General features: G+C 45.1%; 23 protein-coding genes. 18 read left to right on the top strand and 5 right to left on the bottom strand.

All coding sequences use genetic code 11. The annotated features are described in order from the left end of the window. The first annotated feature begins 11 nt into the window (after positions 1–11). The 14 genes from rpsN to rplQ all read left to right on the top strand — a co-directional run bounded on the left by rpsN (position 12) and on the right by rplQ (position 7,284). Positions 12–317 (top strand): 30S ribosomal protein S14, encoded by a 306-nt coding sequence (gene rpsN, locus R8O70_RS03895; protein ID WP_004410442.1) that lies wholly within the window; start codon positions 12–14, stop codon positions 315–317. A 29-nt stretch (positions 318–346) separates the two neighbouring features. After that, positions 347–739: a 30S ribosomal protein S8 gene (rpsH, locus tag R8O70_RS03890; protein WP_005379572.1), complete on the top strand. Its 393-nt coding sequence runs from the start codon at positions 347–349 to the stop codon at positions 737–739. Between the two features lie 13 nt (positions 740–752). Further along, a complete protein-coding gene (gene rplF / locus R8O70_RS03885; RefSeq protein WP_005379570.1) occupies positions 753–1,286 on the top strand; it encodes a 50S ribosomal protein L6 in 534 nt (177 codons plus the stop codon). A gap of 9 nt (positions 1,287–1,295) precedes the next feature. Beyond that, positions 1,296–1,649, top strand: a complete 354-nt coding sequence (gene rplR, locus R8O70_RS03880) for a 50S ribosomal protein L18 (protein WP_005379568.1) — start codon at positions 1,296–1,298, stop codon at positions 1,647–1,649. A gap of 14 nt (positions 1,650–1,663) precedes the next feature. Continuing rightward, positions 1,664–2,167, top strand: a complete 504-nt coding sequence (gene rpsE, locus R8O70_RS03875) for a 30S ribosomal protein S5 (protein ID WP_004745894.1) — start codon at positions 1,664–1,666, stop codon at positions 2,165–2,167. A 7-nt stretch (positions 2,168–2,174) separates the two neighbouring features. After that, a complete protein-coding gene (gene rpmD, locus R8O70_RS03870; RefSeq protein ID WP_005379565.1) occupies positions 2,175–2,351 on the top strand; it encodes a 50S ribosomal protein L30 in 177 nt (58 codons plus the stop codon). A gap of 5 nt (positions 2,352–2,356) precedes the next feature. Further along, positions 2,357–2,791 (top strand): 50S ribosomal protein L15, encoded by a 435-nt coding sequence (gene rplO / locus R8O70_RS03865; protein WP_005383155.1) that lies wholly within the window; start codon positions 2,357–2,359, stop codon positions 2,789–2,791. A gap of 20 nt (positions 2,792–2,811) precedes the next feature. Then, on the top strand, positions 2,812–4,146 hold the full coding sequence (secY, locus tag R8O70_RS03860) for a preprotein translocase subunit SecY (protein WP_005379562.1): 1,335 nt from the start codon (positions 2,812–2,814) through the stop codon (positions 4,144–4,146). A 38-nt stretch (positions 4,147–4,184) separates the two neighbouring features. Beyond that, entirely contained in the window at positions 4,185–4,298 is a 114-nt protein-coding gene (rpmJ, locus tag R8O70_RS03855) for a 50S ribosomal protein L36 (RefSeq protein WP_000868186.1), read from the top strand. A 149-nt stretch (positions 4,299–4,447) separates the two neighbouring features. Continuing rightward, positions 4,448–4,804 carry a 30S ribosomal protein S13 gene (gene rpsM / locus R8O70_RS03850; RefSeq protein WP_005383154.1) on the top strand — a complete coding sequence of 119 codons (357 nt, stop codon included), beginning with the start codon at positions 4,448–4,450 and terminating at the stop codon, positions 4,802–4,804. A gap of 18 nt (positions 4,805–4,822) precedes the next feature. Further along, positions 4,823–5,212, top strand: coding sequence for a 30S ribosomal protein S11 (gene rpsK / locus R8O70_RS03845; protein ID WP_001118870.1), 390 nt, complete (start codon positions 4,823–4,825; stop codon positions 5,210–5,212). A gap of 27 nt (positions 5,213–5,239) precedes the next feature. Further along, a complete protein-coding gene (gene rpsD, locus R8O70_RS03840) occupies positions 5,240–5,860 on the top strand; it encodes a 30S ribosomal protein S4 (RefSeq protein ID WP_005383146.1) in 621 nt (206 codons plus the stop codon). A 24-nt stretch (positions 5,861–5,884) separates the two neighbouring features. Further along, positions 5,885–6,877 (top strand): DNA-directed RNA polymerase subunit alpha, encoded by a 993-nt coding sequence (locus R8O70_RS03835; RefSeq protein ID WP_005383143.1) that lies wholly within the window; start codon positions 5,885–5,887, stop codon positions 6,875–6,877. A gap of 26 nt (positions 6,878–6,903) precedes the next feature. Beyond that, entirely contained in the window at positions 6,904–7,284 is a 381-nt protein-coding gene (rplQ, locus tag R8O70_RS03830) for a 50S ribosomal protein L17 (protein ID WP_005383141.1), read from the top strand. A gap of 135 nt (positions 7,285–7,419) precedes the next feature. Here rplQ and R8O70_RS03825 read toward each other — a convergent pair whose 3' ends face one another. Both R8O70_RS03825 and R8O70_RS03820 read right to left on the bottom strand, forming a co-directional pair. Beyond that, positions 7,420–7,899: a DUF2780 domain-containing protein gene (locus R8O70_RS03825; protein ID WP_017820297.1), complete on the bottom strand. Its 480-nt coding sequence runs from the start codon at positions 7,897–7,899 to the stop codon at positions 7,420–7,422. A gap of 153 nt (positions 7,900–8,052) precedes the next feature. Further along, positions 8,053–8,673 (bottom strand): FKBP-type peptidyl-prolyl cis-trans isomerase, encoded by a 621-nt coding sequence (locus R8O70_RS03820; protein ID WP_005383137.1) that lies wholly within the window; start codon positions 8,671–8,673, stop codon positions 8,053–8,055. Between the two features lie 232 nt (positions 8,674–8,905). On the opposite strand from R8O70_RS03820, the gene R8O70_RS03815 reads away from it, so the two are divergent. Then, a complete protein-coding gene (locus R8O70_RS03815; protein WP_017820296.1) occupies positions 8,906–9,502 on the top strand; it encodes a LysM-like peptidoglycan-binding domain-containing protein in 597 nt (198 codons plus the stop codon). A 91-nt stretch (positions 9,503–9,593) separates the two neighbouring features. On the opposite strand, the gene R8O70_RS03810 is transcribed toward R8O70_RS03815, so the two are convergent. After that, positions 9,594–10,055, bottom strand: coding sequence for a GNAT family N-acetyltransferase (locus tag R8O70_RS03810; RefSeq protein WP_062730763.1), 462 nt, complete (start codon positions 10,053–10,055; stop codon positions 9,594–9,596). A gap of 142 nt (positions 10,056–10,197) precedes the next feature. Between R8O70_RS03810 and dbpA the strand changes: the two genes are divergently transcribed. Beyond that, positions 10,198–11,577: an ATP-dependent RNA helicase DbpA gene (dbpA, locus tag R8O70_RS03805; protein ID WP_062730762.1), complete on the top strand. Its 1,380-nt coding sequence runs from the start codon at positions 10,198–10,200 to the stop codon at positions 11,575–11,577. Between the two features lie 51 nt (positions 11,578–11,628). On the opposite strand, the gene R8O70_RS03800 is transcribed toward dbpA, so the two are convergent. Beyond that, on the bottom strand, positions 11,629–12,207 hold the full coding sequence (locus tag R8O70_RS03800) for a Crp/Fnr family transcriptional regulator (protein WP_005379584.1): 579 nt from the start codon (positions 12,205–12,207) through the stop codon (positions 11,629–11,631). Between the two features lie 97 nt (positions 12,208–12,304). Then, positions 12,305–14,266, bottom strand: coding sequence for a 2',3'-cyclic-nucleotide 2'-phosphodiesterase (gene cpdB / locus R8O70_RS03795; RefSeq protein WP_258624984.1), 1,962 nt, complete (start codon positions 14,264–14,266; stop codon positions 12,305–12,307). A gap of 275 nt (positions 14,267–14,541) precedes the next feature. Here cpdB and cobA point away from each other — a divergent pair, with 275 nt between their 5' ends. After that, positions 14,542–15,417 carry a uroporphyrinogen-III C-methyltransferase gene (gene cobA, locus R8O70_RS03790; protein ID WP_318184056.1) on the top strand — a complete coding sequence of 292 codons (876 nt, stop codon included), beginning with the start codon at positions 14,542–14,544 and terminating at the stop codon, positions 15,415–15,417. Positions 15,418–15,476: 59 nt separating this feature from the next. Beyond that, positions 15,477–16,385, top strand: a complete 909-nt coding sequence (cysD, locus tag R8O70_RS03785) for a sulfate adenylyltransferase subunit CysD (RefSeq protein WP_005379592.1) — start codon at positions 15,477–15,479, stop codon at positions 16,383–16,385. Positions 16,386–16,400 lie beyond the last annotated feature (15 nt).

Raw genomic sequence — 16,400 nt, 5'->3', positions numbered from 1 at the left:
GGGTTACTGTTATGGCTAAAAATTCAATGAAAGCACGTGAAGCAAAACGTGCGAAGCTAGTAGCTAAGTTCGCTGAAAAGCGTGCAGCGCTAAAAGCTATCATCAGCGATGTAAACGCATCTGAAGAAGATCGTTGGAACGCGGTTCTTACACTGCAATCTCTTCCACGTGATTCAAGTGCATCACGTCAGCGCAACCGTTGCAACCAAACTGGTCGTCCACACGGTTACCTACGTAAGTTCGGTCTAAGCCGTATTAAGGTTCGTGAAGCTTGCATGAAAGGCGAGATTCCGGGTCTTCGTAAGGCTAGCTGGTAATTGCCACTTAATCATTTGGAGTAAATCATATGAGCATGCAAGATCCGATTTCGGATATGCTGACCCGTGTTCGTAACGGTCAGGCAGCAAACAAAGTTGCTGTAAAAATGCCTTCTTCAAAGCTTAAAGTTGCAATTGCTGCACTACTAAAAGCTGAAGGTTACATCGTTGACTTCGCTGTTGAAGGCGAAGCAAAACCTGAGCTAGAAGTTACACTTAAGTACTTCCAAGCTAAACCAGTAATCGAGCAACTTAAACGTGTTTCTCGTCCAGGTCTACGTGTTTACAAGAAGAAAGATGAACTTCCTTCTGTAATGGGTGGTCTTGGTATTGCTATCGTTTCTACTTCCAAGGGTCTTATGTCAGACCGCGCTGCACGTAAAGCAGGTCTTGGTGGTGAAATCATCGCTTACGTAGCTTAATAAGGAGTAGACTATGTCTCGTGTTGCAAAAGCACCTGTCGCTATTCCAGCTGGCGTAGAGGTGAAACTAAACGGCCAAGAAATCACTGTAAAAGGTGCGAAAGGCGAACTAACTCGCGTTCTTAACAACGCAGTTGTAATCGCTCAGGAAGAAAATAACCTGACTTTCGGTCCTAAAGAAGGTGTTGCTAACGCATGGGCTCAAGCAGGTACTGCTCGCGCTCTAGTTAACAACATGGTTGTTGGTGTTACTGAAGGCTTTACTAAGAAGCTAACTCTTAAAGGTGTAGGTTACCGTGCTGCTATCAAAGGCAACGCTGTAGGTCTAACACTAGGCTTCTCACACCCAGTTGAGCACGAGTTGCCAGCGGGTATTAAAGCTGAATGTCCAAGCCAAACTGAAATCGTGATCACTGGTGCTGACAAGCAACTAGTTGGTCAAGTTGCGGCTGACATTCGTTCTTACCGTGAGCCTGAGCCATACAAAGGCAAAGGTGTTCGTTACGCAGATGAAAATGTGCGTACTAAAGAAGCTAAGAAGAAGTAAGGTAACACTATGGATAAGAAAGCATCTCGCATCCGTCGTGCTACACGTGCACGTCGTAAGATTGCAGAACTGGGTGCGACTCGCCTAGTTGTACACCGTACTCCTCGTCACGTGTACGCACAGGTTATCGCGGCTAACGGCTCTGAGGTTATCGCAGCAGCTTCTACTGTAGAAAAAGCGATCCGTGAGCAAGTGAAATACACTGGTAACGTTGATGCAGCTAAAGCAGTGGGTAAAGCTATTGCTGAGCGCGCTCTAGAGAAGGGCGTAACTGCAGTTGCATTTGATCGTTCTGGTTTCCAATACCACGGTCGAGTAGCGGCGCTAGCAGAATCTGCTCGCGAAGCTGGTCTGAAATTCTAAGGTAGGGTTGGAAGATGGCTAAAGAACAACAAGTTCAAGCGAATGATTTGCAAGAAAAGCTAATCGCAGTTAACCGTGTTTCTAAAACGGTTAAAGGTGGTCGAATCATGAGCTTCACTGCACTAACAGTAGTTGGTGACGGTAACGGTCGTGTAGGTTTCGGTTACGGCAAAGCTCGTGAAGTACCTGCAGCGATTCAAAAAGCAATGGAAAAAGCGCGTCGTAACATGACTACGATCGCTCTAAACGAAGGCACTCTTCACCACCCAGTGAAAGGTCGCCATTCGGGCTCTAAAGTTTACATGCAGCCTGCTGCAGAAGGTACTGGTGTTATCGCAGGTGGTGCGATGCGTGCAGTACTAGAAGTTGCTGGTGTACACAACGTACTATCTAAAGCGTACGGTTCTACGAACCCTATCAACATCGTTCGTGCAACGATCGATGCACTAGGTAGCATGAAGTCACCAGAAATGGTTGCTGCTAAACGTGGTCTAACTGTTGAATCTATTTCGGAGTAAGAACACCATGGCAACTATTAAAGTAACTCAAACTAAAAGCTCAATTGGTCGTCTGCCAAAGCACAAAGCTACTTTGCGCGGTCTAGGTCTTCGTAAAATCAACCACACAGTAGAACTTGAAGATACTCCGTGTATTCGCGGTATGATCAACAAGGTTTACTACATGGTTAAAGTTGAGGAGTAATCAGAATGCGTTTGAATACTCTAGCACCGGCTGCTGGCGCGAAAACTTCTGCGAAGCGAGTAGGTCGTGGTATCGGTTCAGGCCTAGGTAAAACTGGTGGCCGTGGTCACAAAGGTCAAAAATCACGTTCTGGCGGCAGTGTTCGTCCAGGTTTCGAAGGCGGTCAGATGCCTCTGAAACAACGTCTACCAAAATTCGGTTTCACTTCTCGTAAGAGCCTAGTGTCTGCTGAAGTTCGTCTAGCTGAGCTAGCGAAAGTTTCTGGTGACGTAGTTGATCTAAACAGTCTTAAAGCTGCTAACATCATCACTAAGAACATCGAATTTGTAAAAGTTGTTCTTTCTGGTGAAATCAATAAAGCAGTGACTGTTAAAGGTCTACGTGTGACTAAAGGCGCTAAAGCTGCAATCGAAGCTGCAGGCGGTAAAATCGAGGAATAATCTCGAGGAACGAGGTACAGATGGCTAAGAAACCAGGACAAGATTTTCGTAGTGCTCAGAGCGGCTTAAGTGAACTAAAGTCGCGCTTGTTATTCGTAATTGGTGCACTTTTAGTATTCCGAGCCGGCTCTTTTGTGCCGATTCCTGGTATTGACGCTGCTGTACTTGCCGATTTGTTCGAACAGCAAAAAGGTACCATCGTTGAAATGTTTAACATGTTCTCCGGTGGTGCTCTTGAGCGTGCATCTATATTAGCATTGGGCATCATGCCGTATATTTCGGCATCTATTGTTGTCCAATTGCTAACTGTAGTTCATCCAGCGTTAGCTGAACTCAAAAAAGAGGGTGAAGCAGGCCGTCGTAAGATAAGCCAATACACACGCTACGGCACGCTTGTACTTGCAACCTTCCAAGCTATAGGTATTGCAACTGGCCTACCAAACATGGTCGACAATCTGGTTGTTATCAACCAAACCATGTTTACGCTAATTGCTACCGTAAGTTTAGTAACCGGTACCATGTTCTTGATGTGGTTAGGTGAACAAATTACAGAGCGCGGAATTGGTAACGGTATTTCGATACTGATTTTTGCAGGTATTGTTGCTGGATTGCCTTCTGCAATCGGTCAAACAATCGAGCAAGCGCGTCAAGGTGAATTGCATGTACTTCTTCTGTTGCTAATCGCGGTATTAGCTTTTGCAGTAATTTACTTCGTTGTTTTCATGGAACGTGGTCAACGCCGAATCGTCGTTAACTATGCGAAACGTCAACAAGGTCGTAAAGTATTTGCTGCGCAAAGCTCGCACTTGCCTCTTAAAATTAACATGGCAGGTGTAATTCCAGCGATTTTTGCATCAAGTATTATCTTGTTCCCAGGAACATTGGCTCAGTGGTTTGGTCAAAACGGTGAGAGCAGCGCGTTCGGTTGGTTAACTGACGTGTCTTTGGCTCTTAGCCCAGGTCAACCGTTGTATGTAATGCTTTATGCAGCAGCAATTATCTTCTTCTGTTTCTTCTACACGGCGTTGGTTTTCAACCCGCGTGAAACAGCAGATAACTTGAAGAAGTCTGGTGCATTCGTACCCGGTATCCGCCCAGGTGAGCAGACAGCGAAATACATTGATAAAGTAATGACACGTTTAACCCTTGCTGGTGCACTGTACATTACCTTTATCTGTCTGATTCCCGAGTTCATGATGGTCGCGTGGAACGTACGTTTCTACTTCGGCGGTACATCGCTACTAATCGTAGTTGTTGTAATTATGGACTTTATGGCACAGGTACAGACTCATCTGATGTCTCAACAGTATGATTCTGTGTTGAAGAAAGCGAATCTGAAAGGCTACGGCCGTTAATCCGGCGGTAGACTCAGTTTCATTTACGGAGTTTAGCAATGAAAGTTCGTGCTTCCGTTAAAAAAATCTGCCGTAACTGTAAAGTAATCAAGCGTAACGGTGTCGTTCGCGTGATTTGCAGTGAGCCAAAGCACAAACAGCGCCAAGGCTAATTAGCAGAAATTTTTACTTGAAAATGAAGGTTGGGTCGAGTATATTCCTCGGCCTACCTTTTGCGTGCAAAAGAAGTAGTATTCCGCAGCGTATCCATAACGGGCTTTGCTGCGGCTAATTCTTTTATAGAAACACTTAGGAGTGAATAATGGCCCGTATAGCAGGCATTAACATTCCTGATCAGAAACATGCAGTAATCGCTCTAACAGCGATCTACGGCATCGGTAAAACTCGCTCTCAAGCTATCCTAGCTGAAGTGGGTATTGCTGAAAATGTTAAGATCAGTGAACTAACTGAAGAGCAGATCGATCAACTGCGTGATGGTGTAGCTAAGTACACTGTAGAAGGTGATCTACGTCGTGAAGTATCTATGAACATCAAGCGTCTTATGGACCTTGGCTGTTACCGTGGTCTTCGTCATCGTCGCAGTCTACCACTACGTGGACAGCGTACTAAAACCAACGCTCGCACCCGTAAGGGTCCGCGTAAGCCGATCAAGAAATAATCGGGAAGGTAGAGTACAATGGCTAAACAACCAACTCGCGCTCGTAAGCGCGTACGCAAGCAAGTTGCAGATGGCGTTGCGCACATCCATGCTTCTTTCAATAACACAATCGTAACCATTACTGACCGTCAAGGTAACGCTCTTGCATGGGCTACTGCAGGTGGTTCTGGTTTCCGTGGTTCTCGTAAGTCTACTCCGTTCGCTGCACAGGTTGCTGCTGAGCGTTGTGCTGAAATGGCTAAAGAATACGGCCTAAAGAACTTGGAAGTTATGGTTAAGGGTCCTGGTCCAGGTCGCGAATCTACTGTTCGTGCACTAAACGCCGCTGGTTTCCGCATCACAAACATCGTTGATGCTACACCAATCCCTCATAACGGTTGTCGTCCACCTAAGAAACGTCGCGTATAACGTTTCTAGGACAATTGGAGAAGAATCATGGCAAGATATTTGGGTCCTAAGCTGAAGCTTAGCCGTCGTGAAGGCACTGACTTATTCCTTAAGTCTGGTGTTCGCGCGATCGATACCAAGTGTAAAATTGATAACGCACCAGGTGTACACGGCGCTCGTCGCGGTCGTCTATCTGAGTATGGCGTTCAGCTTCGTGAGAAGCAAAAAGTACGTCGTATGTACGGCGTTCTAGAAAAACAATTCCGTAACTACTACAAAGAAGCTGCTCGCCTAAAAGGCAACACTGGTGAAAACCTACTTCAGCTTCTTGAAGGTCGTCTTGATAACGTAGTTTACCGCATGGGCTTTGGCGCAACTCGCGCAGAAGCACGTCAGCTAGTTAGCCACAAAGCTATCCTAGTAAACGGTAAAGTTGTAAACGTTCCTTCTTTCAAAGTAGCGGCTAATGACGTTGTTTCTATTCGCGAGAAAGCTAAACAGCAAGCTCGTATCAAAGCTGCTCTAGAAGTTGCTGAACAACGTGAAAAACCAACTTGGATTGAAGTAGATGGTGGCAAGATGGAAGGTACATTCAAGCGTATGCCTGAGCGTTCTGATCTATCAGCTGACATCAACGAACAATTGATCGTCGAGCTTTACTCTAAGTAAGGTTTAAACTAAAGAGAGGACACAATGCAGGGTTCTGTAACAGAATTTCTTAAGCCACGTCTAGTTGACATCGAACAAATCAGCTCGACTCACGCAAAAGTAACTCTTGAGCCATTAGAGCGTGGCTTTGGTCATACTCTGGGTAATGCACTTCGCCGCATCCTTCTATCTTCTATGCCAGGTTGTGCTGTAACAGAAGTAGAAATTGAAGGCGTACTTCATGAGTACAGCACGAAAGAAGGCGTTCAAGAAGATATTCTTGAAATTCTTCTAAACCTTAAAGGTTTGGCTGTGCGCGTTGCCGAAGGCAAAGATGAAGTGTTCATTACTTTGAACAAATCAGGCTCGGGCCCTGTGGTTGCAGGTGACATCACCCATGATGGTGATGTAGAGATCGCTAACCCTGAACACGTAATTTGTCACCTAACGGATGACAACGCTGAGATCGCAATGCGTATCAAAGTTGAACGTGGTCGTGGTTATGTTCCAGCTTCTGCGCGTATCCATAACGAAGAAGACGAGCGTCCTATCGGTCGCCTACTAGTAGATGCTACTTACAGCCCAGTAGACAAAATTGCCTACGCTGTAGAAGCAGCTCGTGTAGAACAGCGTACTGATCTAGACAAGCTTGTTATCGATATGGAAACAAACGGTACTCTAGAACCTGAGGAAGCAATCCGTCGTGCAGCTACAATCCTAGCTGAACAATTGGATGCATTCGTAGATCTTCGTGATGTACGAGTTCCTGAGGAGAAGGAAGAGAAGCCAGAATTCGATCCGATCCTACTGCGTCCTGTAGACGATCTTGAACTAACAGTTCGCTCTGCTAACTGTCTGAAAGCAGAAGCGATTCACTACATCGGTGATCTAGTACAACGTACTGAGGTTGAGCTACTTAAAACGCCTAACCTTGGTAAAAAATCTCTTACTGAGATTAAAGACGTACTTGCGTCACGTGGTCTGTCTCTGGGTATGCGCCTAGAAAACTGGCCACCTGCATCAATCGCTGAAGATTAATCGATACTAGTTAGAAGGATTAGGTCATGCGCCATCGTAAGAGTGGTCGTCAACTCAACCGCAACAGCTCACATCGCAAAGCGATGTTCAGCAACATGGCTAGCTCTCTAGTACGTCATGAAGTTATCAAGACTACTTTGCCAAAAGCAAAAGAGCTACGTCGCGTAGTTGAGCCTTTGATTACACTAGCTAAGACTGACAGTGTTGCTAACCGTCGTCTAGCATTTGCACGTACTCGTGACAACGAAGTAGTTGCAAAACTATTTAACGAACTAGGTCCACGTTTTGCTGCTCGTCAGGGCGGTTACACTCGTATCCTAAAAGCTGGCTTCCGTGCTGGTGATAAAGCTCCAATGGCTTACATTGAGCTTGTAGATCGCCCAGCTGCTGAAGAAGCTGCTGAGTAATCAGTTCGTAAGAACGAGAAAGCCGAGCATTAGCTCGGCTTTTTTGTATCTGTAATTCAGTAAACCTTTATATCCAGCCTGCATTTATTTCAACCCATGCAGACTGGCAATTTAAAAAGTGATTATCACTTACGCTTATTTACTAGTATTCCACAACCCGCCCAACGAACTTAGAAGCCCTTCGCTAGCGCCTTGCTTGTTCAAGTAATCCAAGATGACTGGAGCAAACTGACTGATCATAGATGGGTCTAAACCTAACGTATCGAATGCACTTTTGACTGCACTGATATTCTCAATATTTCCTAGTAAGCTTTGTGCTCCTTGCAAGTTTGAAAGTCCAGGAATCAAAGACTGTAATTCACTACTATTTTCTTGCGAAAGCTGGCTTTGAGCCAAAGCGAGTAGCGCACCACTGCCTCCGGCTGCTTGCTCAGTGGATACTGGTAATTGGCTAGTTAGCATGTCTGTTAATGGAGATGACTCGGTGTTCAAGCTGCTGCCGACCATGTCCATCAGGCCACTTTCTTTACTTTTTTGAGTGACTGAATCTAAGAATGCGTGCGCACTACCAATGTTGATTGATAGGAGTGCTAGAGTTAGGAGTGTTTTACGCATAGTACCTCCAAAGGTTGAGCGTTTTTTAAAAGTGATTTTATTTTTAAAGGCTATCAGAGTGAAAGGTTCAGAGGTGAGAAAGTCTATTCAGTTTAGACAAAAAAACGGCGCTAGTGCGCCGTTTTATTTAATCATAATTGAAAATGGTTTCAATTAGATAATATCTAATAGTTCTACTTCGAAAACTAAAGCTGCAAATGGAGGGATAGCCGCACCAGCGCCACGCTCACCGTACGCAAGATCTTGTGGTACGTATAGCTTCCACTTAGAGCCAACAGGCATTAGTTGTAGTGCCTCTACCCAACCTTTGATTACACCTGTAACAGGGAATTCAGCAGGTTGACCGCGAGATACAGAGCTATCGAATACAGTACCGTCAGTTAGCTCACCGTGGTAGTGAACGCGAACTGAGCTTTCTGCTGTAGGAACTGCACCAGTACCTTCAGAAATGATTTCGTACTGAAGACCAGAGTCTAGAACGTTAACTTCAGGTCGTAGAGCGTTGTCTTTTAGGAACGCTTCGCCTTCTGCTGCCGCAATTTTTGCTGCTTCTTGGCGAGCTGTTTCTGCACGAGTGTGAAGTTCTTGTAGTGCTTTGTTGATTTCATCAATTTCGATTGATGGCATGTCACCAGTTAGTGCGGTTGCAATACCTGCTGCGATAGCATCAACGCTAAGACCTTCAAGACCAGAGCCTGCAAGTTGCTGACCCATTTGCAGACCAATGCCGTAGCTTGCTTTTTGTTCTGCAGTTTCAAATTTAATTTCAGACATGAATGTCGCTCTTATTAGGAGTGATAAAGGTAACAGGATATCAGTTTCGAGCTTAGGTTTAAATGATTGCGACCGAATGCTTAATTGAGGCGGCCAGGTTGTGACTTATCTCTTACTCCAAGTGAAATTTCTGCTAATTTAATCCCAATTCCATTTTAGTTTGGTGAAAAACATATACTCTCCGCGTCGGTATTTTTATACTGGCCGTAGAAGTATTAAGGGACTCATTACAATGAATCGTCGCAGAAAGAAAAAGCAGCAAGTCGACTATGTCGAATTGGTTAAACAAAAATTCGCTGCTATCGACTGGAAGCAGCCGTTCAACAAAGAGCAATGGTTGGAGCGTATACAGCCTGTTAAGCAGTTTTGGTTGCGTCTGCCTAAATTTCATCAGCGTGCTTTGATGGTCTTAGTGCCATTGATTCTGGTACTCCTTGTTATTCCTTTGCCTAATAAAACAGACCAGCCAGTTGAGCAGACTGAGGTCGATCATCAACGCGTAGCGATTGAGCTGAACGCGCAGAGTTTAAGCCAGCAGAGAACCTCTCAGAACTCTGGACCGAAATCTGAAGACTGGAAAGAGTACACGGTTAAAAATGGTGATACATTAGCGCAGGTTTTCAGAAGTAATCAGCTCTCTATGGCGGATCTTAGCGCTCTGGTCAAAATAGAAGGCAGTGATAAGCCGCTAAGCCAAATAAAGCAGGGACAGTTGATTCGCTTTAAGCTTAGTGACGAAGGTGAGTTAGATATGCTACAGCTGGAAAAAAGCGGGCGGTCCGTTATGTTTTTCCGTTTATCGGATGGGACCTTTGGACGTAACAAGTAAACGCTTCAAATGAAAAGACGCGAAGATATCGCGTCTTTTTAGTCAGTTTTTCATAGCGATTAGTTTTCATAGTAACCAATCGAGTTGAAGCTTATAGCGCTACGGACTCTTTCCGCATATCCACATGAGGGATACCATCTTCAAGATAGCACTCTGAGATAACCTTGAATCCATGACTAGCATAAAACTGGATGAGGTGTTCTTGAGCACCTATATCTATTGTCTGTCCTGGCCATAATGTTTCGCATTGTACCAAGGCCTTGTCCAATAACTTATGACCTAAGCCACCGCCTCGCGCGGTCTGCTTTGTCACCACTCGACCAATACTCACATTGTCATACGTCGTGCCTGCGGGCAGTAATCTTGCGCAAGCAACCAGTTCATCACCGTGATAGCCTATTAGATGATAAACGCCTTCCAGCGTGTCCTTACCATCAAGTTCAGGGTAAGGGCAGGTTTGTTCAACAACGAATACATCCACACGCAATTTCATCATTTCATACAGCTGTGTGGTTGTTAGCTGAGCAAAGGGCAAAGTAATCCAAGTGAGCATGTTGTTATCCGTAATGAGAATAGAGTGACTGACTTTACTTTGTTTTGAGCTCATACTCATTAACAAAGGTTAATTAGCACTGGTTTTCCCACCAAATCTGGTGATAATGTGCCCTCTTTCCATCTCACCTGAGGATATCCCCGTGAGCAAACAAGCATTCGATCAAGTTGGGCTGAACCCAGCGTTACTCGCCACACTTGATTCCCTGAACTATACCCACATGACGCCAATTCAAGCTTTGAGCTTGCCTGCAATCCTAAAACATCGTGATGTCATCGGGCAGGGTAAAACGGGCTCAGGTAAAACCGCTGCATTTGGTTTAGGGGTTTTATCGAACCTCAACGTCAAACGCTTTCGTGTCCAGTCATTAGTATTGTGTCCAACACGTGAGCTTGCAGACCAAGTAGCGAAGGAAATTCGTACTTTAGGTCGCGGCATTCATAATATTAAAGTGCTTACTCTCTGCGGTGGGATGCCAATGGGGCCACAAATTGGTTCGCTGGAGCATGGTGCGCATATCCTAGTTGGTACACCTGGTCGTATTTTGGATCACCTTGAGAAAGGCCGAATTGATCTTAGCGAACTGAATACCTTGGTGCTAGATGAAGCTGATCGCATGTTGGACATGGGTTTCCAAGACGCATTAGATGCAATCATCGATGCAGCGCCAAAGCAGCGCCAAACTCTACTTTTCAGTGCTACTTTTCCAGAGAAAATTGAGCAAATTGCGCAGCGTATAATGCAGACACCGGAAGTGATTAAGGTGGAATCGACGCATGATACCTCAAGCATTGCGCAGTACTTCTATAAAGTTGAAGGCTCGGAAGCACGTGATGAAGCGTTGGCGAATTTGCTGCTGACTCACCAGCCAGAGTCCGCGGTGGTTTTTTGTAATACCAAAAAAGAAGTGCAAAGTGTCGCAGATGAGTTGCATCACAAAGGATTCAGCGTTATCGATATCCATGGGGACTTAGAGCAGCGTGAACGCGACCAAGCATTGGTGCAGTTTGCTAACAAGAGTGTGTCTATCCTTGTTGCAACAGACGTTGCGGCGCGTGGCTTAGACGTTGATAATCTTGATGCTGTCTTTAACTTTGAGCTATCACGCGATCCTGAGGTTCATGTGCACCGTATTGGTCGTACAGGTCGTGCGGGTAGTAAAGGTTTAGCGTTTAGCTTTTTTGGTGAGAAAGACGGTTTACGTGTAGCTCGTATTGAAGAATACCTAGAGATGGACGTGGTACCAGCAACATTGCCTGCCAAATCAAATCAGCAGCCATACCAAGCGAAAATGGTGACGATTAACATTGATGGCGGTAAGAAACAGAAAGTACGACCGGGTGATATTTTAGGTTGTTTGACAGGAAAAAATGGTATTCCAGGCTCTCAAGTCGGAAAGATTCACCTATTCCCTGTGCGCGCTTATGTTGCCGTCGAAAAGTCTGTGGCTAAAAAGGCTCTACAAACCATTAGTAACGGCAAGATGAAAGGGCGCCAGTTCCGGGCGCGAATTCTTAAATAGCTCAAAAAAGAAAAAAGCTCTTCGTTTGAAGAGCTTTTTTCTTTTTTGAGTTTATTTGAGAGTGTGATCTTTGGTTAAGCGTGCTTTGATTCGACTCAAACTGATTGGCGTAATGCCCAGGTAGGCCGCAATTTGACTATCGGTAATACGTTGCTTTAAATCTGGGTAATGAGCGCAAAATAATTGATATCGTTCCTCTGGAGAGTAGAGCAACATAAAGCGTTCTTTATTCTCTTTATTAACCAGTTGGTTTTCGAGTAGCTTTAAGTAAATGGCGTGCTTTTCTGCTCGCCAGTGATGCAACGTTTCAATTGGCAAGCAAAATAGCTGACAAGCGCTCAGCGTTTCCAATAAGTAAGGCGAAGGTTGGTCCTTTATTATGCTCTCAAACCCGATAACCCAGTCCTTCTCCCAATAAAATTCTTTACTGAATTCTTTGCCGTGCTCCGTGAGATAGCTTGCGTGGCATAACCCCTCAATGATGAAGTAAAGGTGTGAGCTCAACTCCCCTTGGTGATTAAGAATGTGGCGTGTAGGCAGTTCGAGCAACTCACCATTTTCAATAAGTTGGTTTGCTTCTGTCTCTAAAAAGCCATGATTGACTAAGTCTGAAAAAAGATCGATGTGCATGTGATAACTCGGAAACGGTTTTCTTTATTTTAACGGGTTTTATTGATAACAAAAAAGCGGCTCATGAGAGCCGCTTAGTGTTGCTGTCAAATCAACCTTATTTATTCAGATCGATTTGATAAATTGCGAAACCAATGTCGTCTGTTGACACGCGTTTCATTGGGTATTGTCCTTTCTCTTTGATGAACTGCGCCGCTTTATCGCTAGGGGAGGTTTCGAAACGAATATCTAGCTTGTTATCGGACTTAATCGGTGCGAAAGACCAGTTGTTGTCAGCGCTTGGTGTCACTTCTCCTTTTTCTTCACTCACGCGAGAAATATAAGTGGCGACGACAGAGCGGTTTTCATCTGGTGCGTCAAATGCAATGAAATCTGGGCCTGTACCAGGGAAAGTATTGCTATAAGCACGGTAGTTATTGGTTGCGATGATGAAATCTTGCTTCGGATTGACAGGCTTACCATTGAACGTCAGATTCACAATGCGCTGAGAATCTGGATTAATCACTTTACAATCCGCATCGTACTTCGGCGGTTGGGTAACGTCGATTTGGTAGTTAACCCCATCAATAACATCGAAGTTGTACGTACGGAAATTATCCCAATCAATCAAAGATTGCGGTTTAGGATTGTTGATGTCGATGTGGTTGAATTGACCCGCACTGCACTCTAGCCATTCGCGAACTTCTTTACCTTTCACTTTCATCGCAACCAAGGTGTTTGGATATAAGTAAAGATCGGCCGCATTACGGAAGGTGAGCTGACCGGATTCTACTTCTGTAAAGTTATTCGGATCGTTCTTACGACCGCCGACTTTAAATGGTGCTGCCGCACTCAGTACTGGAATGTCAGAAAGGTCTGGGTCGCCTTGAATAAAGCGTTCTACGTAGTCTTTCTGAGCAAGGTTAACGATTTGAATGGTGGGGTCGTCCTGCACTAATGCCAAGAAGCTGTACATGACATCATTTGCTTTGCCGATTGGTTGGTTTACAAATTCACGAGTGCCTTTGTGATCTTCTTCTAACGCTTTCACAATATCTGCATCGGCTTTAGCTAATGACTTCTTATTTACTTTATCGAAGATAGGGCGTGCTTCTGCTTGGCCTTCGACGACTTGCCATCTGCCGTCTTTCTCTTTCAGCATCAAATCCATCACACCTACGTGACTTCCCCAGCGGCCCGGCATCACGGACGTTACACCATTGATGGTCCCTTTATCTATATCAACACCAGGTAGGTTTGCGAAGTCTTTCCCTGGGAAGACGGCGTGAGAGTGGCCAAAAGCAATCGCATCAATACCTTCAACTTCTGTGAGGTAGTAAACAGAGTTTTCAGCGCCTAGTTTGTATGGATCAGTAGAAATGCCTGAGTGTGGAATCGCCACAATAACGTCTGCGCCTTCTTTCTTCATCTGAGGAACCAGCTTTTTCGCTGTCTCAGTGATGTCTTCAGCGAAGACTTTTCCTTCTAGATTCTTCTTATCCCATACCATGATTTGTGGCGGGACGAAGCCGATGTAACCCACTTTGATTTCGTGGCTTTGACCATCAGTGTCTTTGAACGTGTGCGTTTTAATTAGATAAGGTTTGAAGTAGTGCTCGCCTGTCTTCTTGTCGAAAACGTTAGCACTAACATAAGGGAAGTTCGCACCGTCGATAGAGTTTTTCAGGAACTCAAGGCCGTAGTTGAATTCGTGGTTACCAATGTTACCCACATCGTAATCCAACTGGTTCATCGCTTTGTATACCGGGTGGATTTCGCCAGCGTTAATCCCTTTCGCCGCCATGTAATCGCCCATTGGGCTGCCCTGAATTAAATCACCGTTATCTATTAGTACCGCGTTTTCTGTCTCGGACTTAGCTTGTTTCACTATTGTCGCTGCGCGACTTAAACCGATTTGCTGTGATGGTTGGTCTTTGTAGTAATCGTAATCCATCACGTTGGTGTGAATGTCGGTGGTTTCGATAATACGAAGCTTGATGGTATCGGCCATTGCTGGGCCAGCAAGCGTTAGCATGCCACTTAATACTGCGAGGGAAATAGGATGAACTGCCACTTTCATTTGGTGCTCCAATTCAATGATAAGGGGAAATCGTACTGCGTAATGTATCAAACACAGATGCAACTCGATGATAAAGATACAGAAAACTGTGAACATTAATCAGTTTACTGAACCTTATTCATATTAACCGCCGACTTTTTCACGCTTTTGAATGAGACCAAACAAAAACTTCTTAGCAGATTTTTGAATAAAAAATGAAATTTTAGAATTTCAGGTAATATAAACGCCCCGCCATAATGCTTGCATAACGATATCAATGGACGATGAGCAAGCACATGGCAACGAACGATTCAGTCACTTCTTTTCCTAAACCAAAGCCCCGGTTAGTTTCTGACAACCCAGTCGCTGGTGTTACTCGTTTTGCAAAGCAATCGCTACAGCCTGGTGAAGTCGCCTTAGTAGGTGCAGGACCAGGCGATCCTGAACTTCTGACGGTGAAAGCACTGAACTGCTTGCAGCAAGCTGACGTGGTTTTGTATGACTATTTGGTGTCTGAAGAAATCATGGCATTGATTCCAAGCGATACGATTTTGGTGTGCGTTGGGAAGCGAGCTGGGCATCACAGTGTGCCGCAGGAGAAGACGAATCAGCTTTTGGTGGATTTTGCCAAGCAGGGCTACAAAGTAGTGCGCATTAAAGGTGGGGATCCGTTTGTATTCGGTCGTGGTGGTGAAGAGTTAGAAGTGCTTGCTGATGCCGGCGTTCGTTTTCAAGTTGTCCCTGGCATTACCGCAGCTGCTGGCGCAACCGCTTATGCTGGTATTCCACTGACTCATCGTGATTATGCGCAATCGGCCATCTTTGTGACTGGCCACTTGAAAGAAGAAAGTGATGAGATGGATTGGTCCACGTTGGCACGTGGGAATCAGACTTTAGTGATCTACATGGGGCTGATGAAATCACACTATATTCAGAATCAACTCATTAAGCATGGTCGTTCAGCGTCGACTCCGATTGCCATTATTGAGCGTGGCACGCAGATTCAACAAAAAGTATTTACGGGAGAACTCTCCCAACTCTCTGATTTATCGAAGGAAGTACAGTCGCCATCTTTGATTGTTGTCGGAGAGGTAGTGCGGCTGTCTCAAAAGTTAGACTGGTTTTTGTCTAGTACTGAATTCAACAAAAGTGCTATTGCCAACTCCATATAATTTCAGACCAAAGATTAGAGACGTAATGCGCCTTCAAGCTTAAAAAGGAAATACAAAACATGGACCAACAACGTTTAACTCACCTTAAACAACTCGAAGCGGAGAGTATCCATATTATCCGCGAAGTTGCGGCTGAGTTTGATAACCCAGTCATGATGTATTCGATTGGTAAAGACTCATCAGTGATGCTGCACCTAGCGCGTAAAGCTTTTTACCCAGGTAAGATTCCATTTCCATTGCTGCATGTCGACACCGATTGGAAGTTCCGCGAGATGATTGAATTTCGTGATCGCACCGCGGCCAAATACGGTTTTGAGCTTTTGGTACATAAGAATCCAGAAGGTCTAGCCATGGGCTGTAGTCCGTTTGTTCATGGTTCTTCTAAGCACACTGACATCATGAAGACCCAAGGCTTAAAACAAGCGCTGAACAAGTACGGTTTTGATGCGGCCTTTGGTGGCGCGCGCCGCGACGAAGAGAAATCACGGGCGAAAGAGCGCGTGTATTCATTCCGCGATAAGAACCATACATGGGACCCTAAAAACCAACGTCCTGAGCTATGGAAGACCTACAACGGTCAGGTCAATAAGGGTGAGAGCATTCGTGTATTCCCACTGTCTAACTGGACTGAGCTTGATATCTGGCAATACATCTATTTAGAAAACATCGAGATCGTGCCGCTTTACCTCGCGGACAAACGCCCAGTTGTTGAACGCGATGGCATGCTGATCATGGTTGATGATGATCGTATGGAGCTTCAACCGGGTGAAGTGATTGAAGAGAAGAGTGTGCGCTTCCGTACCCTTGGTTGTTATCCATTGACTGGTGCCATCGAGTCTGAAGCAAACACTTTAACTGGCATTATTGAAGAGATGCTGGTGGCAACGTCGAGTGAGCGCCAAGGCCGAGCGATCGACCACGATCAGTCAGGATCGATGGAGCTTAAGAAACGTCAAGGTTACTTCTAAAGGATCTAAGGAAAG

The sequence above is a fragment of the Vibrio sp. 779(2023) genome, assembly GCF_033344285.1.
Lineage (GTDB): Bacteria > Pseudomonadota > Gammaproteobacteria > Enterobacterales > Vibrionaceae > Vibrio > Vibrio alginolyticus.
Note: the sequence above shows the minus strand (reverse complement) of the source record. Positions and strands in the feature narration are given on the sequence as shown.